We start from the raw sequence: 25,406 nt of genomic DNA on the forward strand, positions 1-25,406 counted from the left end.
GCGCGAGGGCGGGCACAAAGCCCTTCCCCAACCGCGCCGGCCTGCCTAAAGCGGCGGGGCCATGATCCTCGTCATCGACAATTATGACAGCTTCACCTGGAACCTCGTGCATTATCTGCGCGAACTTGGGGCCGAGGTGGAGGTCGTCCGCAACGACGCCATCGGCGTCGGCCAGGCGATGTCGAGCGGCGCGACCGGCTTCCTGATCTCGCCCGGCCCGTGCACGCCCAACGAAGCCGGCATATCGCTGGAGCTGGTCGGGGCCTGCGCCGCGGCCGGCAAGCCGCTGCTCGGCGTGTGCCTGGGCCACCAGTCGATCGGCCAGCATTTCGGCGGCAGGGTGACGCGCGCGCCGGAGCTGATGCACGGCAAGACGAGCGCGGTGGAACATGATGGCAGCGGCGTCTTCGCCGGCCTTCCATCCCCCTTCACCGCCACCCGCTATCACTCGCTGGTGGTGGAGGATATTCCCGCCGATCTGGTGGTGAACGCCCGCACGGCGGACGGCACGGTGATGGGTTTCCGCCATCGCGAGCTGCCGATCCATGGGGTGCAGTTCCACCCCGAAAGCATCGCCACCGAACATGGCCATGATCTGATCGCCAATTTCCTGCGCCTTGCCGGCATAGACGCCCGGCTGCCGGCATGACGACGACGATCCTGCTGCCGGAGGCGGACCGGCCGCTCGACCACGCGACCGCCTTCGCCGCCTTTTCGGACATGCTGGACGGCAAAATTTCCGACGATGCCGCCCGCACTTTCCTGACCGTGATGGCCGAGCGCGACGAAACCAGCGTCGAGATCGCGGCCGCCGCCATGGCGCTGCGCGAACGGATGATCCCGGTCGCCGCGCCCGCCGGCGCCATCGACGTATGCGGCACCGGCGGCGATGGCTCGCACAGCCTGAACGTGTCCACCGCCGTCGCCATCGTCGTCGCGGCCTGCGGCGTGCCGGTGGCCAAGCACGGCAACCGGGCGGCATCGTCCAAGGCCGGATCGTCCGATACGCTGGAGGCGCTGGGCCTCGATCTCGATCGCGCATCCGCCGGCGCCGAAGCGAGCCTTGCGGAACTGGGCATCGCCTTCCTTTTCGCCCAGATCCACCATCCCGCGCTGCGCCATCTGGCCGCCGTGCGGCGCGCGATCGGCCGGCGGACCATCTTCAACCTGATCGGCCCCATCGCCAATCCCGCGCGGGTGGGCCGCCAGTTGATCGGCGTGGCGCGGCCGGATTATCTGCCGGTCTATGCCGAGGCGCTGCGCCTGATCGGCACCGAATCGGCGATGATGGTGGCGGGCGACGAGCCGCTGGACGAGCTTTCGATCGCCGGACCCAGCAGCGCGATCCGCATCGGCGCCTGCGGGGAGGAGACGCTGCGGCTGGCGCCCGAGGATGCCGGGCTCGCCCGCCATCCGCTGGAGGCGCTGCGCGGCGGCGACGCCGCCTACAATGCCGCCGCGCTCCGCCGCCTGCTGGCGGGCGAGCCCGGCGCCTATCGCGATGCGGTGCTGCTGAACGCGGCGGCCGCGCTGATCGTCGCCGGCCAGGCCAGCGACCTTCGGGACGGCGTGGCGATCGCTGCCGAGGCGATCGATCGCGGCCGGGCGGCCGCCCTGCTGGATCGCTGGATCGCTTTCTAAAGCAGGGCTTTTCCGCCTCCCCGGAAAAAGGCGTTCCCGATCCCGGCCGAATGCCGTTAGGGAATGCCTGTCATGACCAACAAGCTGATCGAAATCTGCGATACCAAGCGGGCCGAAGTCGCCCGTCGCAAGGCCGCAACCCCGCTAGCGGACATCGAGGCCCGCGCCGCCGCCCAGACGGCCCCGCGCGGTTTCCGCAAGGCGCTGGACGCCAGGGTTGCCGCAGGCGGCTTCGGCCTGATCGCGGAGATCAAGAAAGCAAGCCCGTCCAAGGGCCTGATCCGCGCCGATTTCGATCCGCCGGCCCATGCGCGTGCCTATGAGGCAGGCGGGGCTGCCTGCCTCTCCGTGCTGACCGACGAGCCCTATTTCCAGGGGCATGACAGCTATCTGGTGGCCGCGCGGGCGGCCTGCGGGCTGCCGGCGCTGCGCAAGGATTTCATGGTCGATCCCTGGCAGGTGGCGGAAGCGCGCGCGCTGGGCGCGGATGCGATCCTGATCATCGTCGCCGCCCTGGATGACGGCCAGATGGCCGAGATCGAGGCCGCCGCCATCGATCATGGCATGGACGCGCTGGTCGAGGTGCACGATGCCGCCGAACTCGATCGGGCACTGCGGCTGGAATCGCGGCTGATCGGGGTGAACAACCGCGATCTCCGGGATTTCACCGTGGATTTCGCGCGGACCTATGAACTGGCGGCCCGCGCGCCCGCCGGCTGCACTTTCGTCGCCGAAAGCGGGCTTGGCACGAAGGCCGATCTGGACGCGATGGCCGAACATGGCGTCGGCTGCTTCCTCGTCGGGGAATCGCTGATGCGGCAGCCGGACGTGGAAGCCGCGACGCGCAAGCTCCTGACCGGGCAATGAGCGATACGCGCCTCACCCATATAGATCCGGCGGGCGCCGCTCGCATGGTGGATGTCTCCGCCAAGGCGGTGACGGGGCGCGTGGCCACCGCCACCGGCCGGATCGTGATGACCGCCGAGGCCGCGCGCGCGATCCGCGACGGCGCCGTCGCCAAGGGCGATGTGCTGGCCGTCGCCCGTATCGCCGGCATCATGGCGGCCAAGCGCACCAGCGATCTCATTCCCCTGTGCCACCCCCTGCCGATCAGCGGCGTGGTTGTGGAGCTTGAGGTGCATGACGACGGCGTGACCGCCACCGCCACCACCCGCACCACCGACCGGACCGGCGTGGAGATGGAGGCGCTGACCGCCGTCTCCGTCTCGCTCCTCACCATCTACGACATGGCCAAGGCGCTCGATCGCGAGATGCGGATCGAAGGCGTCCGGCTGCTCGCCAAATCGGGCGGGCGATCCGGGGACTGGGCCGCGAAATAGCGATGGCGGCCGGCCTCATCCCCCTTGCCGAGGCCCAAAGGCGGCTGCTGGCGCTGGCGGCCCCGCTCGCCGGGGAACTGGCGCCGCTCGATCAGGCCGCCGGCCGCTGGATCGCGCGGGACGTGGCGGCGCGGCGCACCCAGCCCGCCGCCGATCTTTCGATCATGGACGGATATGCGATCCGCTTCGCCGACATGTCCGGCCCCTGGCGCGTGGTCGGGGAAAGCGCGGCGGGATCGCTGCCCGGCTTCGCGATCCAGGCCGGCGAGGCGGCGCGCATCTTCACCGGCGCGCCGATCCCCACGGGCGCCGATACCGTCCTCGTGCAGGAAGAGGCCGCGCGCGAGGGCGACCGGATGGCGCTGAACGGCGAAGGCCCGCCGCATGCCGGTGCCCATATACGCCGGAAAGGCGCCGATTTCGGCGAAGGCGCCATCCTCCTCCATCGCGGCGGGCGGGCGTCCCCGGCCGCCATCGGGCTCGCCGCCGCCGCCGGCCATGGCGCGCTTCCCGTCCGCCGCCGGCCGCGCGTGGCGCTGATATCCACCGGGGACGAGCTTGTTCCGCCGGGCGCGCCCACATCGGCGTCGCAATTGCCCTCCTCCAACGCGCCGATGCTGGCCGCCTTGATCGCCGCCAGCGTGCCGGCCGAGGTGGCAGATCATGGCATCGTCCCCGACGATCCCGATGCCACGGCCGCCGCCATCGCCGCCGCCCGCCATGCCGATATCATCGTCACCACCGGCGGCGCATCGGTGGGCGATCGCGATTTCGTGCGGCCCGCGCTTATCGCCGCGGGGGCCGCGATCGATTTCTGGCGGATCGCGGTAAAGCCAGGCAAGCCGCTGATGGCCGGCCGCCTGGGCGACGGCATCGTGCTGGGCCTGCCCGGCAATCCGGTTTCCGCTTATGTGACGGCGCGGCTGTTCCTGCTGCCGCTGATCCGGCACCTCGGCGGGGCGGCCGATCCGTTCGATCGCGCCGTGGCCATGCGCCTCGCCGGCCCCCTGCCCGCCACCGGCAATCGCATGGAATTCCTGCGCGGATGCCGCGTGGGCGCGCGGGCAAGGGCGCTGCCCGTGCAGGACAGCGCCGGACTGTCGGGGCTGGCCGATGCGGACCTGCTGATCGTCCGCCCCGCTTATGCGCCGCCCGCGCATGTCGGCGATATTGCCAGGATACTTCCCCTCGCTTGACAGGAAGCGTTACGTTTCCTACACGTTCCCCGTTCGTTCCTTATCGGGGTCCGCCATGCTGACGCGCAAGCAACATGAACTGCTCTGCTTCATTCATGATCGGCTGGCCGAAACGGGGGTTTCGCCTTCGTTCGAGGAGATGAAGGACGCGCTGGACCTGAAGTCCAAATCCGGCGTGCATCGCCTGATCAGCGCGCTCGAGGAACGGAGCTTCATCCGCCGCCTGCCCAATCGCGCGCGCGCGCTGGAGGTGCTGCGCATGCCGGAACGGGCGCCGAACGCGAAGCCCGCGCCGCAGGCCGCGCCCTCGCGGCCGGCGATGCTGAAGCCCGCCGCCCAGATCTTGCCGGAAGCGGCGAACGACGTGATCGAGCTGCCCCTGCACGGGCGCATCGCCGCCGGCCTGCCGATCGAGGCGCTGGAAGGGCAGACGTCGCTTTCGGTGCCGGCCGCCCTGCTGGGGCCGGGCGAGCATTATGCGCTCGAGGTTTCCGGGGATTCGATGGTCGAGGCCGGCATATTGGACGGCGACTTCGCGCTGATCCGCCGCACCGATGTGGCCCGCGACGGGGAGATCGTCGTGGCGCTGATCGACGACAGCGAGGCGACGCTCAAATATTTCCGCCGCGAAGGCGCGATGGTCCGCCTCGATCCGGCGAACCGCGCTTATGATCCGATGCGCTATCGCCCCAACCAGGTCCGCGTGCAGGGCCGGCTGGCCGGGCTGATCCGCCGCTACTGATTGCCCGAAGCCACGGCTGCGGGGCCGCTCGCTCGGCGCTCGGCCGGTGTTGGGTTTCGATAAGGGGCCGCGGCGGATTCGGCCCATGGCTTGCCCCGCCGCCCGGCCTCGACCGAACGGATATGGCCGCGCGCGAGGTCGATGGCGACACCGCCGGTCCGGGAGAGGAAGGGCCGATCGATCTTCAGCCAGCGCGGACGGCAGCTTCGGGGCAGGCGCCGGTCGCTGACGACGATATCCGCCGTGGCGCAGGCCCGGTTCATCGCCGCGATGTCGACGAAATTGGGTGATCGGGTGGCGAGCAAGGCCCACCGCCGGCCGTTGCGGTCGATCGTGACGGCGCACAGATCGGGTCCGCAGCGGGCACCCGGCCAATCGTCGATGGCAATCCCGGCTTCGTCCACGCCGGCCGCCTCCCCCAGCAGATCGCGGACATAATCCCCCGCGCGGGGGCGCAGCAGCGCCAGCCGGCCGCCATCCGGATCGCGCAGCGCCAGATGCCGCCCGTCTCCCGTGACGATGAGGTCGGGCGCGGGCGTGGCCAGCGCCCAGGCCGCGCCGGCCGCCAGCGGCGCGAGGCCGATCCACCGCATGCGCGTGCGCCACAGCGCGATCCACAGCCCGCCCGCGATCATCAGCGCAAAGGCGCCGCCCGGCATGGACGGCAGCATCTTCACGGCCCCCGGCGCCGATCCGGCGGCATGGGCGATGGCCAGCAGCAATGCCAGCGCCTTGCCCGCCAGCCACCATAAGGGCGCGCCCAGCCCGCCCAGATCGGCGATCAGCGCCAACGCCTCCAGCGGCATGACGATGAAGGTGGTGAGCGGGATCGCGACGATATTGGCGAAGGCGCCGTAGAGGCCCGCCTGATGGAAATGGAAGAGCGCGATCGGCGCGAGCGCCGCCTCGACCACGAGGCCGGTCAGCAGCAGCCCCGCCAGCGATCGTCCCCACCCCGCCAATATCCCCTCGTCCCGCCGCGACAGGAAGGCGCGCACCCGGGGATGTTCGTGGAGGGCGATGATGGCGGTGACGGCGGCGAAGCTCAGCTGGAAGCTCGGCCCCGCCAGCGCCTCCGGCCAGAGGAGCAGAACGGTGATCGCGCCGGCGGCCACCAGCCGCAGCGTGATGGCATCGCGCCCCATCGCGATCCCCACCAGCACCAGCAGCGCCGCCACGCAGGAACGGACGGTGGGCACCTCGGCTCCGGCCAGCAGCGTATAGGCGATGCCCGCCAGCGCGCCGCCGCCGGCCGCGATCAGCGGCAAGGGCGCGCGCAGCGCCAGCGCGGGGCTCAATGCCAGCAGCCGCAGCATGATCCACATGGTCGCGCCGATCATCGCCGTCACATGCAGGCCGCTGATCGAAAGCAGGTGCGCAAGGCCCGATCGGCGCATGGCATCGGCATCCGCCTCGGCGATGCCGCCCTGGTCGCCGGTGGCAAGCGCCGCTGCAATGCCGCCCGCGCTTCCCGCCACTTGCGCCTGGACATGGGCGGAAAGCGCGCCGCGCCACGCCATCAGCGTCTGCCAGAAGCCTCGCGGCACCGTATCGCCCACCCGTTCCACCGGCCCCAGCGCCCGCCCCGTCGCCCCCAGCCCCTGAAACCACGCGACCCGCGCGAAATCATAGGCGCCGGGCACCGCCGGCGGCGGCGGCGGCATCAGCCTGGCCCGCAAGGCGACACGGCTTCCCGGAAGGACGTCCCCGGCCAGATCGGCGGCGGCGACATTGACGCGAATCCGCGACGGCAGCTCCCGGTCGCTCGGCGACGCGAGCGTCAGCCGCACGATATCGCGCGCCGCCAGCCGATCGACCGCGATGACCCGCGCCGCGAACGCCGCGACCACCGGCCTTTCGAGCCGGGGCGCGGCCACATGTTCCGCCCGCCACCAGATCAGCGCGCACCCCGCGGCGAGGGCAAGGCCACCGATGATGCCGATCCGCCGGGCGCGGGTGCCGCCCGGCAAGAGCGCGCAGGCGAGGCCGCCTCCCAGCGCCGCCAGCAGGAAGGCGATCCATTGCCTGCTCCCCGGCGACAGGAACCAGGCCGTGATTCCCGCGCCCAGCGCCACCGGAAGCCACAGGAAAAGCTGGTCCCGCTCCCTGTCCAGGCCCGCTTCAAGCGCCCGGAAAGCGCGGCCGATCCCCATGCTCCACAATCGCCCCCGCCCGGTTTGTAGCGCGGGGGAAGCCATGCTAGGGGCGGTGCCGAATTCGCTGGCCATCGGCCGCCATCCTTGGAGAAAGCGCGCGTGGGCGCAAGCACCGAAGCACCCGTCGAGACCCGTCCCGTCGTCACCCGATTCGCGCCTTCGCCGACCGGTTTCCTGCACATCGGCGGCGCCCGCACCGCATTGTTCAACTATCTCTTCGCCCGCCACCATGGCGGCCGCTTCCTGCTGCGGATCGAGGACACGGATCGCGCGCGCTCCACCCAGCCCGCGATCGATGCGATCCTGGACGGCCTCGCCTGGCTGGGGCTGGAAGGCGATGAGCCGCCCGTGTTCCAGTTCGCCCGCGCCGCGCGCCATGCCGAGGTCGCGCACCAGATGCTAGCGGCGGGCCACGCCTATAAATGCTACGCAACCGCCGAGGAACTGGCCGAGCTGCGCGAACAGCAGCGCGCCGCCAAGCAGCCGCTGCGCTATGACGGCCGCTGGCGCGATCGCGATCCGGCCGAGGCGCCGGAAGGCGCCCCCTTCGTCATCCGCCTGAAGGCCGAGCGGGAGGGCGAGACGACGATCCACGATCGCGTCCAGGGCGCGGTGACGGTGAAGAATGCCGAGCTGGACGACATGATCCTGCTCCGTTCGGACGGCACGCCCACCTATATGCTCGCCGTGGTGGTGGACGATCACGACATGGGCGTCACCCATGTGATCCGCGGCGACGACCATCTCAACAACGCCTTCCGCCAGCTCGGTATCATCCGGGCGATGGGCTGGCCGGAGCCGGTCTACGCCCATGTCCCGCTGATCCACGGCGCGGATGGGGCGAAGCTTTCCAAGCGGCATGGCGCGCTGGGCGTGGATGCCTATCGCGACGATCTCGGCATCCTGCCCGAAGCGCTCAACAATTATCTGCTGCGGCTCGGCTGGGGCCATGGCGATGCGGAGATCATCAGCCGCGATCAGGCGATCGAATGGTTCGATCTTGCCGGCGTCGGCCGATCGCCCTCGCGCTTCGATCTCAAGAAGCTCGAAAATCTGAACGGCCACTATATCCGCGAGGCCGATCCGGCCCGTCTGGCGGAGCTGATCCGTCCCCGAGTCGATGCGCTGATCGGCCGTCCGCTTGGCGATGCGGACATGGATTTGCTGCGCCGCGCCATGCCCGTTCTTCAGCCAAGGGCCAAGGATTTGGCGGAGTTGGCCGAGGCTTCGACCTTCCTGTTTCGCACACGCCCCATAGACGTGGACGAAGCCGCCGCGAGCCTGCTAGACACCGCCGCAATCGCGGTCCTGGCTTCGGCCGAGCAAGCGATAGCCTCGGTCGCGGAGTGGAACGCCCCTGCACTTGAAGCGGCGGTTCGCGAGGTTGCGGAGGCGGCCGGCCTGAAGCTGGGCAAGGTGGCGCAACCGCTTCGCGCGGCGCTCACCGGCCGGGCGACATCGCCGGGGATTTTCGACGTTCTGGCCCTCCTCGGTCGCGAAGAGAGCCTCGGCCGCCTGGCCGACAGGCTGGCCCAGACGGGCGTCTGACTGGATTAGTAGGAGAAAGACCCATGGGCGATAGCGCCAAACTCGAAATCGGCGGCAAGGACTCCGAATATAAGGTCCTGTCCGGCAGCGTCGGTCCCGATGTGATCGACATCCGAAAGCTCTACGCCAACACCGGCGCCTTCACCTACGATCCCGGCTTCACCTCCACCGCAAGCTGCGAATCCAAGATCACCTTCATCGATGGCGACCAGGGCGTGCTGCTCCACCGCGGCTACCCGATCGATCAGCTTGCCGAACAGTCCAACTTCATGGAGGTGAGCTACCTCCTGCTGAACGGCGAACTACCGTCCAAGTCGGAGCTGGAGCAGTTCTCCAACCACATCACGCGCCACACCATGGTGCATGAGCAGCTCGCCCAATTCTATCGCGGCTTCCGTCGCGATGCCCACCCGATGGCGGTGATGTGCGGCGTGGTCGGCGCGCTCTCGGCCTTCTACCACGATTCCACGGACATCTCCGATCCGCACCAGCGGCTCGTGGCCAGCCACCGCCTGATCGCCAAGATCCCGACGATCGCGGCGATGGCCTATAAATATTCGGTCGGCCAGCCCTTCGTCTATCCGAAGAACAACCTGTCCTACACCGGCAACTTCCTGAACATGACCTTCTCGGTCCCGGCCGAGGAATATGAGATCGATCCGGTCGTGGAAGCGGCGATGGACAAGATCTTCATCCTGCATGCCGATCACGAACAGAACGCCTCGACCTCGACGGTCCGCCTCGCGGGTTCCTCGGGCGCCAATCCGTTCGCCTGCATCGCCGCCGGCATCGCCTGCCTGTGGGGCCCCGCCCATGGCGGCGCGAACGAGGCCGCGCTCAACATGCTGCGCGAGATCGGCCATATCGATCGCATTCCGGAATATATCGCCCGCGCCAAGAACAAGGACGATCCGTTCCGCCTGATGGGCTTCGGCCACCGCGTCTACAAGAATTACGATCCGCGCGCGAAGGTGCTCGGCAAGGCGGCGACCGAGGTGCTCAACAAGCTGGGCAAGCAGGATCCGATCCTGGACGTGGCCCGCAAGCTCGAGGAGATCGCGCTCACCGATCCCTATTTCATCGAGAAGAAGCTCTACCCGAACGTGGACTTCTATTCGGGCGTGATCCTGTCGGCGATCGGCTTCCCGACGACGATGTTCACCGTGCTGTTCGCCCTGGCCCGCACCGTCGGCTGGGTCGCGCAGTGGAACGAGATGATCGCCGATCCCGAGCAGAAGATCGGCCGCCCGCGCCAGCTCTACACGGGCGCCGCGCAGCGCGATTACGTGCCGCTCGCCCAGCGCTAATCCCGGCGCCGCTCGACGAAAGAAAGCCCGGTCTCGTTCGCGAGGCCGGACTTTTCTTATGCGCGCGGTGAAATGCCGGCTTCGGCTAGGAAGGGCGGATCGGGAACCGCCGTGCGGCTTTCGTTGAGAAGCTGCGACCAGCGGGCCGACAGCTCCTGGAAATAGGCGTCGTCGCTTTCCAGCCGGCGGCGCACCACCGGCAGGGCCGGATCGGCGGGCATCACCACCATGTCGAACGGCAAGCCTACCGAAAGGTCGGATCGGATCGTGCTGTCGAAGGAGAGCAGCCCGACCTTCACCGCTTCGTCCAGCGGCGAATCATAAGCGAGCGCGCGATCCAGGATGGGCTTGCCGTAGGCGGTGGCCCCAATTTGGAGGAAGGGCGTATCCTGGCCGCATTCGATGAAATTGCCGGCGTCATAGACCAGGAAGAGCGCCAGCGGGCCGCCGCCGATCCGCCCGCCCACCAGCAGCGAGATGCCCGAGGGGACGCCCGCTGCGGCAAGCGCCGGCTTCAGCTCGCGACCGGCGATCATCACCGCTTCGCCGACCAGCTGGGCGGCGCGGAACATGCTCGGCATGTCTTCGATGCGGCGCGGCGGGTCGTCCGCCATCAGGGGCGGCAGCCCTTCGGCGAGCTGGCCGAGGACGTTCTGGGTGACGGAGAGGTTGCCCGCGCTCATGCACAGGATCAACCGGTCGGGCGTGTCCGCCAGCACATGCATCTTGCGATAGATCGATATGTTGTCGATCCCGGCATTGGTCCGGGTGTCGGAGATCAGCACAAGCCCGTCACGGAGCAGGATGCCGAGGCAGTAGGTCACGCCATTTCCTCCCGTCGAGGATCGTCAGCCCTCGATTCCAACGCGAACGCCGACATCCAGCACCTCGCTGCCGCCACCGGTGCGGGTGCCGGAAACGGGGGCGGCGTCGCGGTGATCGAGGCCGATGGCGACGCGGACATAATGGTCGTCCGGGCAGCGATCGGCGGTGGGATCGAAGCCGATCCAGCCGAAATCGGCGATGTGCAGCTCCGCCCAGGCATGCGCCGCCTCATGCCATTCATGCTGGTGGGCGGGGCGCAGCACATGGCCGGAAACATAGCGCGCCGGCAGCCCGAGCCGGCGGGCGGCCGCGATCAGCACGTGGGCCAGATCGGCGGCATTGCCCTCCCCTTCCGCATAAGCGGTGGCGGCATTGCGCCCGTCGATCCGCCGGCCGGGGGCGAAGCGCATCCGGCGATGGACCAGCGCCATCAGCCGGTGCGCGCGATCGAGGGACGTGCCGTCGGCGCCCTCCACCTCGGCCGCGAGCGCGCGGATCGGTTCCGACGCGGCGGTCAGCGGCGTCGCGCGGATATAGAGGACGGGCGGCAGGGTTTCGGCGGCCCCCGCCACCATGCCGGCCTGATCCTGCGTCAGCACCTCCCCCATCACCGCGAGGCTGACCGCATGGACCGGCCCGTCGATATAGAGCATCGCCGTTTCATTGCCGAAACCATCCCGGCCGGGGCGGAGCCGCGCGTTGCAATCCACGTCGATCCGCCAATCGACGACATTCTGGCCGATATGGCTGCCCGGCACGAGCCGCAGCAGCTGGACGACGCGATCCTGCGGCTCGCTGAAGCGGTAATCCGTGCGATGATGGACGAAGAGCCGCATGTCAGGCGAAGCGGAACTGCTTTCCGATCGCACGGTCAAGCGCGGAATTCTCCACGATGAAGGCGGAGAGATACTCGTGGAGCCCGCCGGCGATGACCCGATCGATGCTGTCGCGCGCCATCGTCGCCTGGCGCGCCCGCGCCATGCGATCGGCCTCGCCCTGCAACCCCGTGCGCTTGCCCAGCAGGTTGAGGTGGGAAACGACCTCGTCCACCGAAGCCGCCAGCGAACGCGGCAGTTCCCGCCGGTGGATCAGCAGCTCCGCCACCTGCACCGGGCGCAGGCCATCGCGATAGAGCCAGCGATAGGCGGTGACCGCCGATACGGTGTGGAGAATGGTGGTCCACTGGTCGCGATCCATCACGCCGCCGACCATTTCGCCCTCTGGCAGGAGCAGGTGATATTTGACATCGATCAGGCGCGCCGTGTTGTCCGCCCGCTCGACCGCGGCGCCAAGGCTGATGAACCACGAAGGCTCGTTGCGCAGCATACGGTGCAGCGCCCCTTCGAAACCGCGCGTTTCCGCCTTCACCGCATCGACCAGCGCCAGCGTCGCATGGGTGCCGCCGGTGGATGAACGATCGCGCAGACCCAGCCAGGCGCGGTTGATGGCTTCCCACGCCTCCCGCGAGAGCGCGGTGCGGACGGCGCGCGCATTGCCCCGAGCGCTATCGAGGCAGGACCGGATCGAGCTGGGATTATCGTTGGAAAGCGTGAGATAGCGGGCGACGTTGGCGGGGTTCAGCCCCTCCCCGGTCGCGGCGAAGCCATGGTCCGCCGCCGCGACGGCGAGCGCGCTTTCCCACGCCCCCATGCCCGCCGGCCGGGGAGACAGCGCATCGAGGCGGATCGTCGCCTCGATCAGCCGCGCGGTGAATTCGGCGCGTTCGACATAACGGCCCAGCCAGTAGAGCGAGGCGGCGGTGCGGCTGAGCATCAGCGCCCTCCCCGCTGCGGCCGATCGAGCAGGATCAGGCTGTCCTTGGTGCCCCCGCCCTGGCTGGAATTGACGACGAGCGATCCTTCGCGGAGCGCCACGCGGGTAAGGCCGCCGGGAACGATGGTGACGCCGTCGGCGCCCGACAGGACGAAGGGCCGGAAATCGACATGGCGCGGCGCCACGCCCTGCTCGGTCAGCGTCGGCACGGTGGAAAGCGCCAGCGTCGGCTGGGCGATGTAGCGATGCGGCTCCGCCACCAGGGCGGCGCGGAAGCATTCGATCTCGTGCCGGGTGGCGGTGGGGCCGACCAGCATGCCGTAGCCGCCCGATCCGTCGACCAGTTTCACCACCAGATCGGAAAGATTGTCGAGCACGTAGCGCAGGCAATCGGGCTCGCGGCAGCGCCAGGTTTCGACATTGGGCAGCTTCGCCTCGCTGCCGGTATAATATTTCACAATTTCCGGCATGTAGCTGTAGATCGCCTTGTCATCGGCGATGCCGGTGCCCGGCGCGTTCACCAGCGTGACGTTGCCCGCCATATAAGCGGAGACCAGCCCCGGCACGCCGAGCACGGATTCGGGCAGGAAGACGAGCGGATCGAGATAATCGTCGTCGAGACGGCGATAGATCACGTCCACCCGCACCAGCCCCTCGATCGTCTTCATCCAGACGATATCGTCGTCCACCACCAGATCGGCCGCCTCGACCAGTTCGATCCCCATGGAATCGGCGAGGAAGCTGTGTTCGTAGAAGGCCGAGTTGAAATGGCCGGGGGTCAGCAGCACGCAGACCGGGTTGCTCGACCGCCCCCTGGGCGCCACCGAGCGCAGCGTGCCGTGCAGCGCGTCGGGATAATCGTCGACCGGCGCCACGGGAAACAGCTCGAACAATTCCGGGCAGAGGCGGAGCATCGCCTCCCTGTTTTCGAGCATGTAGGAGACGCCCGAGGGCGTGCGGGCATTATCCTCGAGCACGAAGAATTCGTCCGGCCCGGTACGGACGAGATCGATGCCGCAGATATGGGCGAAGATGCCGTGCGGTGGGCGGGCGCCGGCGAGGACGGGCCGGAACTGCGGGTTGGCGAGGATCAGCTCGGGCGGCACAACGCCATCGGCGATGATCCGCCGCGCGCCATAGACATCGTCGAGGAAGGCGTTGATTGCCACCACCCGCTGCACCAGCCCTTCGGAAAGCCTGGCCCATTCAGGGGCCGTGAAGACGCGCGGCACGATATCAAAGGGGATGATCCGTTCGGCGGCTTCCGCCTCGCCATAGACGGCGAAGGTGATGCCCAGCTGACGGAAGGCCGCTTCGGCCGCCTGCTGCCGCCGGTTCAGCTCGGCGGGGGGCGTATCCCTGATCCAGCTTCCCAGCGCGGCGAATTCGGGCCGTGCGGCGTCCCCGCCCTCATGCCCTCTGATCTCGTCGAAAGCGGCTCTCTTCCCCATAGGCTGCTTCGCGCGTCCTTTCTGTTACAGGAAGACTGCAACGCTTTGCTGCATTGCACAAGAGCCTGTTTGGAACGTGCGCGCATGGGGCGGCACCACCCGCAAGGGAGCAGTGCCGCAAATCCGGTCAGACGCTCATGAAATCCGGGTAGCGGGCGAGCAGCTCGCCGAATTCATTGTCCGACACATTGAATTCGAAATGCTGGCCATCGGCCGTCTGGCGCAGGCCATAGACATTGTCCCACGCCCAGCCTTCGCCCTTTTCGGGATGGATCTCCCAACGCAGATGGCAGAGCGCACCGGTGCCGGAAACCGGCTCCACCCGGTAATCGGCAAGCCGGATGTCGAGGCCGAGGCCGCTGCGCTGGAAGCGATCGAGATGGGCCTGCACCATGGCATCGGCCTCGGCCCGATCCTCGAACCGGGAAATATAGCCGCCCGTGAAGGAAACATAAGGGAAGCCATAATGATCGGCGAGCGCACCCGCCTTTCCGCTGGCCATCGCATCGCCATAGCTGCGGCAGAAATCCTTCGCCCGGTCCATGTCCATGATTCGCCTCTCCTCATTTAGTTTCGTTCATTCACTAAATGAGCCGGCCGACGCCGCCAAGCTGCCGGGATGGCATGTGATGCGCGAAGCGGACGCGGATTGCGGGAGCGTGCATGCAGCACGACGCCGCCAGCCAAAGGCCGACGGCGGAAAGCTTTTCCAAAGGAGAGGCGCTGAAGCGAAGGGAGCGGAAAAGCCGCCCCCCGTCCGGCCCGGATCAGGCGACCTGGGCGATGCTCGCTTCGTCGGGATCGCGCAGCACATAGCCCCGGCCCCAGACGGTCTCGATATAATTCTCGCCACCGCAAGCGAGGCTCAGCTTCTTGCGCAGCTTGCAGATGAACACGTCGATGATCTTCAGTTCCGGCTCGTCCATCCCGCCATAGAGATGGTTCAGGAACATTTCCTTGGTGAGCGTGGTGCCCTTGCGGAGCGAAAGCAGCTCCAGCATCGCATATTCCTTGCCCGTCAGGTGGACGCGCGCGCCATCGACCTCGACGGTCTTGGCATCGAGGTTCACCGCCAGCTTGCCGGTGCGGATCACCGACTGCGAATGGCCCTTGGACCGGCGGACGACCGCATGGATGCGGGCGATCAGTTCCTCGCGATGGAAGGGCTTGGTGACGTAATCGTCCGCGCCGAAGCCCAGCGCCCGCACCTTCGAATCCATCTCCGAAATGCCGGACAGGATCAGCACCGGCGTCTGCACCCGCGAAGCGCGGAGCTTCTTCAGCACGTCATAGCCGTGCATGTCCGGCAGGTTCAGATCGAGAGCGATCAGATCGTAATCATAGAGCTTGCCAAGATCGAGGCCTTCCTCGCCCAGATCCGTGGTGTAGACATTGAAGCCTTCAGCGTTGAGCATCAGTTCGATGCTCTTCGCGGTCGTCGGTTCGTCCTCGATCAGCAGCACGCGCATAGCGATCCGTCCCCCTCGCTGCCGGAAACGCCCTTTCCGGCCCGCGATAGATGATTAACCACACGCTTGATGAACGCAAAAGGTTAAACGGGGGTTAAGGGGAATTTCCGTTTCCGGGGCAGGCCGTGCCTAGGCGCCGACGAATGCTTTCCAGCGTAATGCCTTGCGCCGCCTGCGGAAGATCGGCGGCACGCAGGATGCGGGCGATGGCGGCCTGGCGCTGGCCGATATCGTCAAGTGCCTGAAGTTCGACGATGAGTTCGGCGTTGAGCGTGATGTTGTCGCACAGCACGCCGCCCAGCCTTTCCAGCCGGCCGCAGACGGCATCCAGCTCGTCGGCGAGCAGCCGCAGGATGCGACGATCCTCCTCCCCCTCCATCAGGCGGCCGCCTGCGCGCGCTGCGATTCGGACCGGAGCAGCAGGCCGATATCGTCGAGGGCGACGACCGCGGCCGCGGCACCCGCCGCGATGGCGGCGGACGGCGCCTCGCGCACCATGGCGGTGGCGGGGTCCTGGACGATGGTGGTGCCGCCGGCCGCCTTCAGCGCCTTCAGCCCCGCCGCCCCGTCGGTGCCGAGCGCGGTGAGCATCACCCCGATCGAATCGGCTTTCGCCGTCTTGGCGAGCGTCGCGAAGAGCAGGCTGGCCGATGGCCGGGCCCCCGCCACCGGATCGGACGAGATCAGCCGCATCGAGGCATCAGGCCAGCGATCGACGACAATGTGGAAGCGCGGATCGGCCGCCAGATAGATATGGCCCTGCCGGAGGGTGAGGCCGTCCTGCGCGAGGCAGACCTCCGCTTTCGTGGCCAGCGCGAGGCGGGCCACGAGCGGATCGACGAAATCGGGATCGAGCGGCATCAGGATGATGGTGGGCGGGCAATTGGCCGGAAGCTCTGGCAGGATGCGGAGCAGCGCATCGACCCCGCCGGTGCCGGCGCTGATCGCGACGATGCGGCCGTTCCAGTCGAACGGCTCCTCGGTCGCGCGGACATAAGGACGGCGCTCGCCGGTCGGCACGCGGCCGGCGGCCGCGGCGCGGACCAGCGCGATCAGCTTGGGCGCGAGGCGGGTAAACTCCTCCAGCGAGGATTGCTGCGGCTTGGGAAAGCATTCCACCGCCCCCAGCTCCAGCGCGCGGAGCGAGGCGGCGGCGCCCTTCTGCGTGACGGAGGAGAGCATCACCACCGGCATCGGCCGGTCGCGCATCACCTCTTCCAGGAAATCAAGGCCGCTCATGCCCGGCATCTCGACATCCAGCGTCATGACGTCGGGGGCGAGCGCCTCGATCTGGCGGCGGGCCTCGTCTGCATCGCCGGCATGGCCGACCACCTCGACGCCCTCGGCCTTGTCCAGCACGCTGGCGAAGAGCGCGCGCATCGTCACCGAATCATCCACCACCAGGACGCGGGCCTGCGACATCGGCTCCCCCCTTTTCAGTGCACGACGCGGCGGACGGCAGCGGCCAGCCGTTCGGGATCGAAGGGCTTCACGATCCATCCCGTGGCGCCGGCCGCCCGCGCGCGGGCCTGCTTGTCCTCCCCGCTTTCGGTGGTGAGGACGAGGATCGGCGTATCGACGAAATCGGCGCGGGCGCGCAGCCGCTCGATCAGGCCGAAGCCGTCGAGGCGGGGCATGTTGATGTCGGTGATGACGAGGCTCGGCATATTGCCTTCCAGCCAGGCGAGCGCGGCCAGGCCGTCCTCCGCCTCTGCCACCCCATAGCCGCGCTGGCTGAGCGTGGCGCGAAGCAGGAGCCGCATGCTGGGCGAATCGTCTACCGCGAGAATCTTCCTGGACATGCGCTGCACCCTTCCGCCTTCGCGCCCTTTTCGGCCGGGCGTGGTTAAGAAAGCCCTAGGCGCGCTTGCGGAAGATGCCCTGGCCGGCGGGCGCGAAACGATCGGCGGCGGGACCGGCGAGGGTTTCGTCCGCGCCAATATAAAGATGGCCGCCGGGAACGATCTGGTCCGCCAGGCGGCCGATCAGGCGCTGGCGGGTCGGCTCGTCGAAATCGGGCATCACGTTGCGGCAGAGGATCGCATCGAACAGGCCGCTGACGGGCCAGGCGTTGAGCAGGTTGAGCTGGCGGAAGCGGATGAGGTTGCGCACGGCTTCGCGGATCTCGATCCCGGCGGGGACGGCCGCCGTCCAGGCAGCGCGAAGGGGTGGCGGGATATTGGCGGCGGCCGGATAAAGGCCGCGGCGGGCGGCATCGAGCGCCTGACGGCTGAGATCGGTGGCGAGGATCAGGACATCGCCGTCCAGGATCGCGCGGGCATCGGCGGATGCGGGGCCGAGGAGCGCGAGGGCGAGCGAATAAGCTTCCTCGCCCGTGGCGCAGCCGGCCGACCACAAGCGCACCCGATCGCCCCGCGCCACCCGATCGAGGATGGCCGGGCGGAGATGCTCGGCGACATGACGGAAATGGCCGTCATCCCGGAAGAAGGCGGTTTCCGTATCGGCCAGCGTCTCGATCGCCAGCGCGCGTTCCTCGCTGTCGGTGCGGATCAGGGCGACATAATCGGCGAAGACTTCGCACCCCCGCGCACGCAGCCGGGCGGAAAGGCGGACGGCGACCGACGCGGCCTTTTCCGGGCCGAGGACGATGCCGGCATGGCTGTGGGCAAGCGTCGCGATCGCCGCGAAATCGGCGGGGGAAAGCGCCGGGCCGCCACCGGATGACTTCCGGAACATCGCGATCAGGCCCGCCGGCGGGCGGACCGATCGACAAGCCGGGCCGCCGACCGCCGCCGATCGCCAATGCTATCCACCAACAACGCCACCCTGCCCCGCCTTTCCATATCCGCGATCACCCGTGCGCCCTGTGCAGGATCGGCGGCGGCGCCATCAAGCCTTGAAATGGCGGCGCTACGGCGGGCGGCAACGGCAGCGCGAGGGTGAAGGCGGTGCCCTGCCCCGGCCGGGATCGGATGACGACCCGGCCGCCCAGCGCCCGCACATTCTGGCGGACGACATCCATGCCGACGCCACGCCCGGAAATGCTGGACAGCGCCCGCGCGGTGGAGAAGCCGGGGACGAAGATCAGCTCGTCCACCTCCTCCTCGCTCAGCCGCGCGTCGGCGGGCACGAGGCCGCGATCGACGGCGAGCGCGCGGACATGATCGCGATCGATGCCGCGCCCGTCATCCTCGACGGTGATGAGCACCTCGCCCTCGCCGTGCACGGCGGCGAGGCGGACGACGCCTTCGGCCGGCTTGCCCACGGCGACGCGATCGGCCGGCAGCTCGATACCATGATCGACGGAGTTGCGGATCAGATGGGTCAGCGGCTCGCCGATCCGTTCGATGACGGTGCGATCAAGCTCGATATCTTCGCCTTCCACCTCCAGCCTGATGCGCTTGCCGGTCTGCGCCTCCAGCTCGCGGACGATGCGGTGGACGCGGCTGAACACCGCCTCGACCGGCTGGGTGCGGATCGCCTGCGCGCTGTGCTGGAGATCGCGGGCCAGCCGATCGAGATCGGCCATTTCGGCGATGCCGGCCAGTCCCTCGCCCCCAAGCCGCAGCCCCAGCCGCGTCTGGGCCAGGCCGAGCGCCCCGATCAGATCGACGAGGCGGTCGAGCTTGTCGAGATCGACCCGGATCGTCTGCGGCGCGGCGAACGAAGCGGCGGCTTTCGGACGCACGGGCGGCAGGGAAACGACGTGGGCGGCCGGCGCAGGAGCCGGAAGGGCCGCAGCGTCCGCCCGCTCGATCGCGAGATCGCATTCGCCCGCGACGAACTCGAATATCTCCGCGATCGCGGCGCGCGGCACGTCGGCGGGCAGCCGGAAGGTCCAGCCCAGATAGGCACCGCGCGGATCGAGTGCGCCGAGCGCCGGGATATCCGCATGATCGACCGACAGAAGCTCCCCGCCGAGCGCCGCCAGTTCGCGCAGCAGAAGCAGCGGTTCATGGCCATGGCGCAGCGCGCCGGGACCGGGGCGGAAGCGGACCAGCCATGGTTGCGAAGGCGTATTGGTCGGCGAATCCCGCTCCAGATCGCCGAGCAGGGCATCGAGATCGAAGCTGAGGCCGGTGACGTCGGCCGCTCCGCAGGGCGCCGCGGAAACCGCCAGCACGGGCTGCGACGGCGCGGGCGATCCAGCGGCGCGGAGTAGCGCCAGGATTTCGCCGTCGTCCGGCGGGGCCAGCCGCGCGCGGGTGGCGGCGACATGATCCGCCAGCCTGTCGAAGGCGCGGAACATGAGCGTGAGCACATCATCCGACAGAGCAAGATCGCCGCCGCGCACCAGATCGAGCACGGTTTCGAAATGATGGGTGAAGGATTGGAGCGCGGAAAACCCGAAAGCCCCCGCCCCGCCCTTGATCGAATGGACGGCGCGGAAGATCTGATTGATGGTTTCACCGTCGTGGCCGCCCGTCCGGCAGGCCATCAGCGCCGCTTCGGCAGCGGCCAGCCCTTCGTCGCATTCCTGGAAGAAGAGGCCCTGTATCTCTTCGTTCGTCATGCCGCCACGCCCTGGGCCGGAACGAAGGGCGGCAGGGATTGCAGGCCGGCGAGCGCCGCCATGCCGGCCAGCGATTCGGACGGGGCCTCGAGACGGGCTTCTACCGAGCGGGCGGCGGCGAGCAGCATCTGGAGGCCGGCCTGGCCGATCTGGACGACCCCGCCGCCGTGCAGCGTGACGGCTTCGCCCGCATCCATCGCCGCGCGCAGCAACGGCGCCAGCCGCGCCACGGCCTGCCCGTCCATCACCGGCGGAAGTTCGATATGCCTCATGCCCCTCCAAGGCGCCTATCGCACCGGCCCCGTCACGGCCGGCGGCGGGAAAGCTAGCAAGGGAGGGTTAACCGATCGAAAAGGCGATCCTTTCCGGCGGACTTCGCGGAATGCGAAAACGGCCGGCCCGACGCGTGCCGGGCCGGCCGTTTTTCGTTCGGATCGCCTTTGCTGCGCCCCCGCGGGAAGGCGGCAAGGCCGGGCCGGGCGCCATCACCCGGCCCATCCGGTTCAGCCGACGATTTCTTCCGGCTTGAAGAAGAAGGCGATTTCTATCGCGGCATTTTCCAGGCTGTCGGAACCGTGGACCGAATTGGCCTCGATCGATTCCGCGAATTCCTTGCGGATGGTGCCCGGTTCGGCATTGGCCGGGTTGGTGGCGCCCATCACTTCGCGGTTGCGGGCGACGGCGTTCTCGCCTTCCAGAACCTGCACGACCACGGGGCCGGAGATCATGAAGCTGACGAGATCGTTGAAGAAGGGGCGTTCCTTGTGGACGCCGTAGAAGCCTTCGGCCTGTTCCTTCGTCATCTGGATGCGGCGCGAAGCGACGACGCGCAGGCCGGCTTCCTCCAGCTTGGCGGTGATCGCGCCGGTCAGGTTGCGACGGGTGGCGTCGGGCTTGATGATCGAAAAGGTGCGTTCGGTCGCCATGGCCGAGCGTGCTCCATGATATTTGGGGTGTGGAAAGTGGCGGCTCTCTAGTCTTTGAGGCGCCGTTAAGCAAGCCGGGGCCGCCGCGAACGATCAGGCGGCCTTCGCCCAGCGCCCGCTTTCGTCCTGCTTCCAGAAATTGCGGACGACATCCTCGCGCCCGGCCAGCGCCTTCCAGGCGGCGCGCGCGGCATCGATCGAGCCGTCGTCGAAAAGATGGAAGGCGCGGTCGAAGGCGAGCGCCTCGTCGCGCCAGATGCCGTCCGCCAGCGCGATGTTGCGCGCGCCATTGGCGGCATCGGCCGTGGCGGCGATCAGCACGGGTTGCAGCGCCTCCCCCCCATCACCGGCGCGGCCGTGGGGGAGGAAGCTGTCTGCCGCATAGGTCCAGAGCTGCTGGTCCAGCCGGGCGGCCTGCCCATCGTCGGCGCAGACCACCAGCAGCCGCGCGCCATCCACCAGCAGGCGTTCGGCGATGCGCGGCAGCACCCGTTCGATCGGGCTGGAGGCCAGGTGGTAGAAATCAACCTGCACGCAGCCTCCCCCCCGCTATCCGGTCAGCCTTCGAAGCGGTCGGCGACGAGCCGGTCGAGCAGGCGCACACCATAGCCGGTGGCGCCCTTGTCCCACAAAGTGCCGGGCTTCGCGGCCCAGACCATGCCGGCGATGTCGAGATGCGCCCAGCGCACGCCATCCTCCACATAACGCTGGAGGAATTGCGCGGCCGAGATGGAGCCAGCATCGCGCGGGCCGACATTCTTCATGTCCGCGATCGGGCTTTCGATCAGCTTGTCATAGGCGTCCGACAGCGGGAAGCGCCACAGCTTCTCGGCCGTCGCGCGGCCGGCGGCGAGAAGCTGGTCGGCAAGCTCGTCGCTGTTGCTAAACAGGCCGCCATGCTCATGGCCCAGCGCGATGATCATCGCGCCGGTGAGCGTGGCGAGATCGATCACCGTCTTCACCTTGTGCGTCTTCTGCACCCAGGTGATCGCGTCGCAGAGCACCAGACGCCCCTCGGCATCCGTGTTGATGACCTCGATCGTCTGGCCGGACATGCTGGTGACGACATCGCCGGGGCGCTGGGCATTGCCGTCCGGCATGTTTTCAACCAGCCCGCAGACGCCGATGACATGGGCCTTGGCCTTGCGCCCGGCCAGCGCCTTCATCACGCCGGCGACGGCGCCGGCGCCGCCCATGTCCCACTTCATATCCTCCATGCCGCCGGCCGGCTTGATCGAAATGCCGCCGGTGTCGAAGGTCACGCCCTTGCCGACGAAGGCCACCGGTTCACGGGTGCCGCCGGTGCCGTCCCACTTCATCACCAGCAGGCGCGGCTGACGGACGGAGCCCTGCGCCACGCCCAGCAGCGCGCCCATGCCCAGCTTCGCCATCTGATCGGCATCGAGCACCTCGATCTCCACGCCGAGGTCCTTGAGCGGCTGGCAGCGGGCGACGAAGCTTTCGGGGTAGATGATGTTGGCGGGCTCGCTCACCAGCTCGCGGGTGAAGGCGATGCCGTCAGCCAGCGCCTTCAGCGGCGCCCAGGCGGCCTCCGCCTGCGCGGCGAAGCCCTCGCCCGCGCCGACGATCACGATTTCCTCCAGGCTCGGGCGCGATTTGGCCGGAAGCTTGGTGCGATAGACGTCGTGGCGCCAGCCGCGCAGCAACGCGCCGAAGGCCACCTGCGCGGCCGCCTTGCCGGCCTCCGCATCGCCGAGCGGCGAAAAATCGATCACGAGGCGGGTTTCGCCCGAGGTGAGCAGGCGGGCGACGAGCGCGCTGCCCGCCTTTTCGAAGCCCGACGGATCGGCATCGCCGCCCTTGCCGGCGCCGGCCAGGATCACGCGGCGGACGCCGTCGCCTTCCGGCAGGACCGCCTCGGCCAGGCCGCCGGCATCCCCTTCGAAGCGCGCGCCTTCCGCCGCGCGGCGGGCAAGCGCGAGGGCCGCGCCCTCCAGCCCGGCGCGCGCCGCGGGATCGGCCCCGCCGGCCACAATGAGGGCGAGCACATGATCGCCCTCGGGGCGGACGGCGGCAAAACGCACCTGCATCGGAACATGCATCCTTCTGTTGAGTCTTGCCCCATCTAGAGGCTGATCGCCGCAGATTGAAGATGGCGACGGCGATCGCCGATTTTCGCCCGCCGAATGCCGGGCTGCGACGGGGCACGCAAAGGGCGTGTTGCAGCGGGCGATGGAGGGTGCGATAGGCGGGCGCTCAGCCGTTCGTTCCGGCTTTCGCGTGGGGGATCGTGATCCAGTTCAAGCCGATATGCCTGACAGCCCTGCCGCTGGCCCTGATGTGGGCCCAGCCGCTGCTCGCGCAGGATTTGCAGGATCGCGAACAAGGCCCGCCGCCCGCCGGCGGCACGCCGCTTCCCGCGAACGATCAGGAGGTGACGTTCAGCGCCGCCCAGATCGAATATGACGATGACGCCGATATCGTCACCGCCACCGGCGACGTGCGCATGCTGCGCGCCGGCAGCCGGCTGCGCGCGGAGAAGGTGTCGTGGAACCGCAAGACGGGCGAGGTGACGGCCGAGGGCAATGTCGCCGTCGTCAATCCCGCCGGCGACACCGCTTATGGCGACAATGTGCGGCTGACCGACACGCTGAAGGACGGCGTGATCGAAAATCTGCTGCTGGTGCTGGACGATGGCGGCCGGCTGGCGGCGGACAAGGGCACGCGGGTTAACGGCGTATCGACGCTGGATCACGCCGCCTACACGCCCTGCCACGTCACCAACCCGGATGGATGCCCCAAGAATCCGAGCTGGAAGATCACCGCCGTCCGCGTCGTCCACGATCCGGTCAAGCGGCGCATATCCTACGACGATGCGAAGCTCACCCTGTTCGGCCAGCCCTTGATCTGGCTGCCGGGCCTCTCCCACCCCGACGGCAGCGAGGGTGGCGGCTCGGGCCTGCTGATGCCGAACGTCAACTACAGCCGCACCAACGGCTTCGAGATCGCGACGCCCTATTACATCCAGCTCGCCCCCAACCGGGACGTGACGCTGACGCCGCACATCTATTCCAGCGTGCTGCCGGGGATCGAGGCGCAATATCGCGAGCTGACCTCCCTCGGCGCCTATAGCGTCGGCGGGTTCCTGACATATAGCCGGCGGCAGTCGCCCAGCATCGTCGACGATCCGACGGCGGACAGCAGCCGCGACATACGCGGCTATTTCGAGGCGAACGGTCGCTTCCAGTTCGATCCGCAATGGAGCCTGAGCGCCTCCACCCGCGTCACCACCGACAAGACCTTTCTGCGCCGCTACGACATATCGCGCGACGATCGGCTGCGTTCGACCTTCAACCTCGAGCGGATCGACGCCGACAGCTATCTGTCGATCGCGGGCTGGGCGGTGCAGAGCCTGCGCGCCGAGGACAAGGGCGGCAACCAGCCGATCGCGCTGCCGGCGATCGACTATCGCCTGCGGCTGGACGATCCGCTGCTGGGCGGCAAGGTGCAGATACAGGCCAACAGCCTCGCCATATTGCGCACGGCGGGCCAGGATACGCAGCGCGCCTTCGCCGGCGCGCGTTGGGACCTGCGCCAATATACCGGGCTGGGCCAGGAATTGACGCTGACCGCCTATAGCCGCGCCGACATCTACCATACAGACGATGTCCTATCGACTCTGACGCCCAGCTATCGCGGCAAGGCCGGCTGGGAAGGCCGCGCGATCGGCGCGCTCGCCGCCGACATGCGCTGGCCGTTCGTGGGCGAGTTCCTGGGCGGGACGCAGCAGATCACGCCGCGCGTGCAGATGGTGGCGACGCCGCGCACCAAGAATCTGGACATCCCCAACGAGGATGCCCGCGCCGTCGACCTCGAGGATTCGAACCTGTTCGCGCTCAACCGCTTCCCCGGCTACGACCGGTGGGAGGATGGCAGCCGCGTCACCTATGGCGTGGAATGGGCGGTGGACCTGCCGCGCTTCTCGCTGCGCAGCGTGGTGGGGCAGAGCTATCGGCTGAACAGCCGCCCGTCGATCCTGCCCGAAGGCACCGGCCTTTCGGATCGCCATTCCGACATCGTCGGCCGCACCACATTGAAATACGGCAATTTTGTTGAGTTCACGCACCGTTATCGGCTGGACAAGGACAATCTCGCCATCCGCCGCAACGAGATGGACCTGACGCTGGGCAGCAGCCGCACCTATGTGACGGCCGCATATCTGCGCCTCAACCGCGACATCGATCCCTCGATCGAGGATCTGCGCGACCGCGAGGAGGTGCGGCTGGGCGCGCGGCTGCAGCTGGCGCGTTACTGGTCCGTCTTCGGATCGACGGTGATCGACCTCACCGGCCGGCAGGAGGACCCCCTGTCGCAGGCCGACGGGTTCGAGCCCGTCCGCCACCGGCTGGGCTTCCTTTACGACGACGAGTGCATTGAGCTTGGCGTGACGTGGCGGCGCGACTATGACGCCACCGGCGATGCCCGCCGCGGCAATACCTTCCTGTTGCGGGTAGCGCTGAAGAATTTGGGCCGCTAAGCCTGCATTCAGCCGCCGCTGCGCAAAATATGCGCTTGAAGCGACCTGTTTTCCGATACC

25 protein-coding genes are annotated in these 25,406 nt (G+C 68.4%); 9 read left to right on the forward strand and 16 right to left on the reverse strand.

Annotated features, from left to right (window positions below; all coding sequences use genetic code 11):
• Positions 1-61 precede the first annotated feature (61 nt).
• The 6 genes from G432_RS02770 (at position 62) to lexA (ending at position 4,919) form a co-directional block, all read left to right on the forward strand.
• Positions 62-649 (forward strand): anthranilate synthase component II, encoded by a 588-nt coding sequence (locus tag G432_RS02770; protein WP_015457293.1) that lies wholly within the window; start codon positions 62-64, stop codon positions 647-649.
• On the forward strand, positions 646-1,641 hold the full coding sequence (trpD, locus tag G432_RS02775; RefSeq protein WP_015457294.1) for an anthranilate phosphoribosyltransferase: 996 nt from the start codon (positions 646-648) through the stop codon (positions 1,639-1,641). The genes G432_RS02770 and trpD overlap by 4 nt, the downstream gene beginning before the upstream one ends.
• Positions 1,642-1,713: 72 nt before the next feature.
• Positions 1,714-2,508 (forward strand): indole-3-glycerol phosphate synthase TrpC, encoded by a 795-nt coding sequence (trpC, locus tag G432_RS02780; protein WP_015457295.1) that lies wholly within the window; start codon positions 1,714-1,716, stop codon positions 2,506-2,508.
• Positions 2,505-2,981, forward strand: a complete 477-nt coding sequence (gene moaC, locus G432_RS02785) for a cyclic pyranopterin monophosphate synthase MoaC (RefSeq protein ID WP_015457296.1) — start codon at positions 2,505-2,507, stop codon at positions 2,979-2,981. The genes trpC and moaC overlap by 4 nt, the downstream gene beginning before the upstream one ends.
• Positions 2,982-2,983: 2 nt before the next feature.
• Complete coding sequence (locus G432_RS02790) at positions 2,984-4,177, forward strand: molybdopterin molybdotransferase MoeA (RefSeq protein WP_015457297.1); 1,194 nt, start codon at positions 2,984-2,986, stop codon at positions 4,175-4,177.
• Positions 4,178-4,232: 55 nt separating this feature from the next.
• Positions 4,233-4,919 carry a transcriptional repressor LexA gene (lexA, locus tag G432_RS02795; protein ID WP_015457298.1) on the forward strand — a complete coding sequence of 229 codons (687 nt, stop codon included), beginning with the start codon at positions 4,233-4,235 and terminating at the stop codon, positions 4,917-4,919.
• On the opposite strand, the gene G432_RS02800 is transcribed toward lexA, so the two are convergent.
• A complete protein-coding gene (locus G432_RS02800; protein ID WP_015457299.1) occupies positions 4,913-7,072 on the reverse strand; it encodes a ComEC/Rec2 family competence protein in 2,160 nt (719 codons plus the stop codon). The genes lexA and G432_RS02800 overlap by 7 nt on opposite strands.
• 102 nt (positions 7,073-7,174) lie before the next feature.
• Here G432_RS02800 and gltX point away from each other — a divergent pair, with 102 nt between their 5' ends.
• Both gltX and gltA read left to right on the forward strand, forming a co-directional pair.
• Positions 7,175-8,623: a glutamate--tRNA ligase gene (gene gltX / locus G432_RS02805; protein WP_015457300.1), complete on the forward strand. Its 1,449-nt coding sequence runs from the start codon at positions 7,175-7,177 to the stop codon at positions 8,621-8,623.
• Between the two features lie 23 nt (positions 8,624-8,646).
• Positions 8,647-9,930: a citrate synthase gene (gene gltA, locus G432_RS02810; RefSeq protein ID WP_015457301.1), complete on the forward strand. Its 1,284-nt coding sequence runs from the start codon at positions 8,647-8,649 to the stop codon at positions 9,928-9,930.
• A gap of 56 nt (positions 9,931-9,986) precedes the next feature.
• Here the strand turns inward: gltA and G432_RS02815 are convergent, their stop codons facing one another.
• From G432_RS02815 to G432_RS02885, 15 genes are all read right to left on the reverse strand, one after another.
• A complete protein-coding gene (locus G432_RS02815) occupies positions 9,987-10,754 on the reverse strand; it encodes a proteasome-type protease (protein WP_015457302.1) in 768 nt (255 codons plus the stop codon).
• 24 nt (positions 10,755-10,778) lie between these two features.
• A complete protein-coding gene (locus G432_RS02820) occupies positions 10,779-11,624 on the reverse strand; it encodes a transglutaminase family protein (protein WP_236626887.1) in 846 nt (281 codons plus the stop codon).
• On the reverse strand, positions 11,593-12,528 hold the full coding sequence (locus tag G432_RS02825) for an alpha-E domain-containing protein (protein WP_015457304.1): 936 nt from the start codon (positions 12,526-12,528) through the stop codon (positions 11,593-11,595). The genes G432_RS02820 and G432_RS02825 overlap by 32 nt, the downstream gene beginning before the upstream one ends.
• Positions 12,528-13,979: a circularly permuted type 2 ATP-grasp protein gene (locus tag G432_RS02830; protein WP_015457305.1), complete on the reverse strand. Its 1,452-nt coding sequence runs from the start codon at positions 13,977-13,979 to the stop codon at positions 12,528-12,530. Before G432_RS02830 ends, G432_RS02825 begins: the two co-directional genes overlap by 1 nt.
• Before the next feature lie 127 nt (positions 13,980-14,106).
• A complete protein-coding gene (locus G432_RS02835) occupies positions 14,107-14,529 on the reverse strand; it encodes a hypothetical protein (RefSeq protein ID WP_015457306.1) in 423 nt (140 codons plus the stop codon).
• A gap of 217 nt (positions 14,530-14,746) precedes the next feature.
• Positions 14,747-15,448 (reverse strand): response regulator transcription factor CtrA, encoded by a 702-nt coding sequence (ctrA, locus tag G432_RS02840; RefSeq protein ID WP_015457307.1) that lies wholly within the window; start codon positions 15,446-15,448, stop codon positions 14,747-14,749.
• Between the two features lie 94 nt (positions 15,449-15,542).
• Positions 15,543-15,827 carry a hypothetical protein gene (locus G432_RS02845; protein WP_015457308.1) on the reverse strand — a complete coding sequence of 95 codons (285 nt, stop codon included), beginning with the start codon at positions 15,825-15,827 and terminating at the stop codon, positions 15,543-15,545.
• On the reverse strand, positions 15,827-16,870 hold the full coding sequence (locus G432_RS02850) for a chemotaxis protein CheB (RefSeq protein WP_015457309.1): 1,044 nt from the start codon (positions 16,868-16,870) through the stop codon (positions 15,827-15,829). The genes G432_RS02845 and G432_RS02850 overlap by 1 nt, the downstream gene beginning before the upstream one ends.
• Before the next feature lie 14 nt (positions 16,871-16,884).
• A complete protein-coding gene (locus G432_RS02855) occupies positions 16,885-17,250 on the reverse strand; it encodes a response regulator (RefSeq protein WP_041865098.1) in 366 nt (121 codons plus the stop codon).
• Between the two features lie 55 nt (positions 17,251-17,305).
• The gene (locus G432_RS02860) at positions 17,306-18,145 is read right to left on the reverse strand and encodes a CheR family methyltransferase (protein ID WP_015457311.1); all 840 of its coding nucleotides are present in this window, start codon (positions 18,143-18,145) and stop codon (positions 17,306-17,308) included.
• Positions 18,146-18,260: 115 nt separating this feature from the next.
• Positions 18,261-19,922, reverse strand: coding sequence for a chemotaxis protein CheA (locus G432_RS02865; protein WP_015457312.1), 1,662 nt, complete (start codon positions 19,920-19,922; stop codon positions 18,261-18,263).
• Positions 19,919-20,194, reverse strand: coding sequence for an STAS domain-containing protein (locus G432_RS02870; RefSeq protein WP_015457313.1), 276 nt, complete (start codon positions 20,192-20,194; stop codon positions 19,919-19,921). The genes G432_RS02865 and G432_RS02870 overlap by 4 nt, the downstream gene beginning before the upstream one ends.
• Before the next feature lie 231 nt (positions 20,195-20,425).
• Positions 20,426-20,848, reverse strand: coding sequence for a nucleoside-diphosphate kinase (gene ndk, locus G432_RS02875; protein ID WP_015457314.1), 423 nt, complete (start codon positions 20,846-20,848; stop codon positions 20,426-20,428).
• A gap of 93 nt (positions 20,849-20,941) precedes the next feature.
• Positions 20,942-21,382 (reverse strand): DNA polymerase III subunit chi, encoded by a 441-nt coding sequence (locus tag G432_RS02880; RefSeq protein WP_015457315.1) that lies wholly within the window; start codon positions 21,380-21,382, stop codon positions 20,942-20,944.
• Between the two features lie 23 nt (positions 21,383-21,405).
• Complete coding sequence (locus G432_RS02885) at positions 21,406-22,899, reverse strand: leucyl aminopeptidase (protein WP_015457316.1); 1,494 nt, start codon at positions 22,897-22,899, stop codon at positions 21,406-21,408.
• Between the two features lie 248 nt (positions 22,900-23,147).
• Between G432_RS02885 and G432_RS02890 the strand changes: the two genes are divergently transcribed.
• Positions 23,148-25,346: an LPS-assembly protein LptD gene (locus G432_RS02890; RefSeq protein WP_051128788.1), complete on the forward strand. Its 2,199-nt coding sequence runs from the start codon at positions 23,148-23,150 to the stop codon at positions 25,344-25,346.
• The last annotated feature ends 60 nt before the right edge of the window (positions 25,347-25,406 follow it).

This window comes from Sphingomonas sp. MM-1 (assembly GCF_000347675.2).
Classification (GTDB): domain Bacteria; phylum Pseudomonadota; class Alphaproteobacteria; order Sphingomonadales; family Sphingomonadaceae; genus Sphingomonas_E; species Sphingomonas_E fennica.

Excerpts from the sequence above, each read along its gene's own strand:
- G432_RS02845 (WP_015457308.1), bottom strand. The coding sequence starts at position 15,827 with ATGGAGGGGGAGGAGGATCGTCGCATCCTGCGGCTGCTCGCCGACGAG.
- gltA (WP_015457301.1), top strand. The coding sequence starts at position 8,647 with ATGGGCGATAGCGCCAAACTCGAAATCGGCGGCAAGGACTCCGAATAT.
- G432_RS02850 (WP_015457309.1), bottom strand. The coding sequence starts at position 16,870 with ATGTCGCAGGCCCGCGTCCTGGTGGTGGATGATTCGGTGACGATGCGC.
- ctrA (WP_015457307.1), bottom strand. The coding sequence starts at position 15,448 with ATGCGCGTGCTGCTGATCGAGGACGAACCGACGACCGCGAAGAGCATC.
- trpD (WP_015457294.1), top strand. The coding sequence starts at position 646 with ATGACGACGACGATCCTGCTGCCGGAGGCGGACCGGCCGCTCGACCAC.
- G432_RS02870 (WP_015457313.1), bottom strand. The coding sequence starts at position 20,194 with ATGAGGCATATCGAACTTCCGCCGGTGATGGACGGGCAGGCCGTGGCG.
- G432_RS02835 (WP_015457306.1), bottom strand. The coding sequence starts at position 14,529 with ATGGACATGGACCGGGCGAAGGATTTCTGCCGCAGCTATGGCGATGCG.
- moaC (WP_015457296.1), top strand. The coding sequence starts at position 2,505 with ATGAGCGATACGCGCCTCACCCATATAGATCCGGCGGGCGCCGCTCGC.
- G432_RS02860 (WP_015457311.1), bottom strand. The coding sequence starts at position 18,145 with ATGTTCCGGAAGTCATCCGGTGGCGGCCCGGCGCTTTCCCCCGCCGAT.
- lexA (WP_015457298.1), top strand. The coding sequence starts at position 4,233 with ATGCTGACGCGCAAGCAACATGAACTGCTCTGCTTCATTCATGATCGG.
- G432_RS02790 (WP_015457297.1), top strand. The coding sequence starts at position 2,984 with ATGGCGGCCGGCCTCATCCCCCTTGCCGAGGCCCAAAGGCGGCTGCTG.
- G432_RS02855 (WP_041865098.1), bottom strand. The coding sequence starts at position 17,250 with ATGTCCAGGAAGATTCTCGCGGTAGACGATTCGCCCAGCATGCGGCTC.
- G432_RS02830 (WP_015457305.1), bottom strand. The coding sequence starts at position 13,979 with ATGGGGAAGAGAGCCGCTTTCGACGAGATCAGAGGGCATGAGGGCGGG.
- ndk (WP_015457314.1), bottom strand. The coding sequence starts at position 20,848 with ATGGCGACCGAACGCACCTTTTCGATCATCAAGCCCGACGCCACCCGT.
- G432_RS02770 (WP_015457293.1), top strand. The coding sequence starts at position 62 with ATGATCCTCGTCATCGACAATTATGACAGCTTCACCTGGAACCTCGTG.
- G432_RS02865 (WP_015457312.1), bottom strand. The coding sequence starts at position 19,922 with ATGACGAACGAAGAGATACAGGGCCTCTTCTTCCAGGAATGCGACGAA.
- G432_RS02885 (WP_015457316.1), bottom strand. The coding sequence starts at position 22,899 with ATGCAGGTGCGTTTTGCCGCCGTCCGCCCCGAGGGCGATCATGTGCTC.
- trpC (WP_015457295.1), top strand. The coding sequence starts at position 1,714 with ATGACCAACAAGCTGATCGAAATCTGCGATACCAAGCGGGCCGAAGTC.
- G432_RS02890 (WP_051128788.1), top strand. The coding sequence starts at position 23,148 with ATGTGGGCCCAGCCGCTGCTCGCGCAGGATTTGCAGGATCGCGAACAA.
- G432_RS02800 (WP_015457299.1), bottom strand. The coding sequence starts at position 7,072 with ATGGGGATCGGCCGCGCTTTCCGGGCGCTTGAAGCGGGCCTGGACAGG.
- G432_RS02825 (WP_015457304.1), bottom strand. The coding sequence starts at position 12,528 with ATGCTCAGCCGCACCGCCGCCTCGCTCTACTGGCTGGGCCGTTATGTC.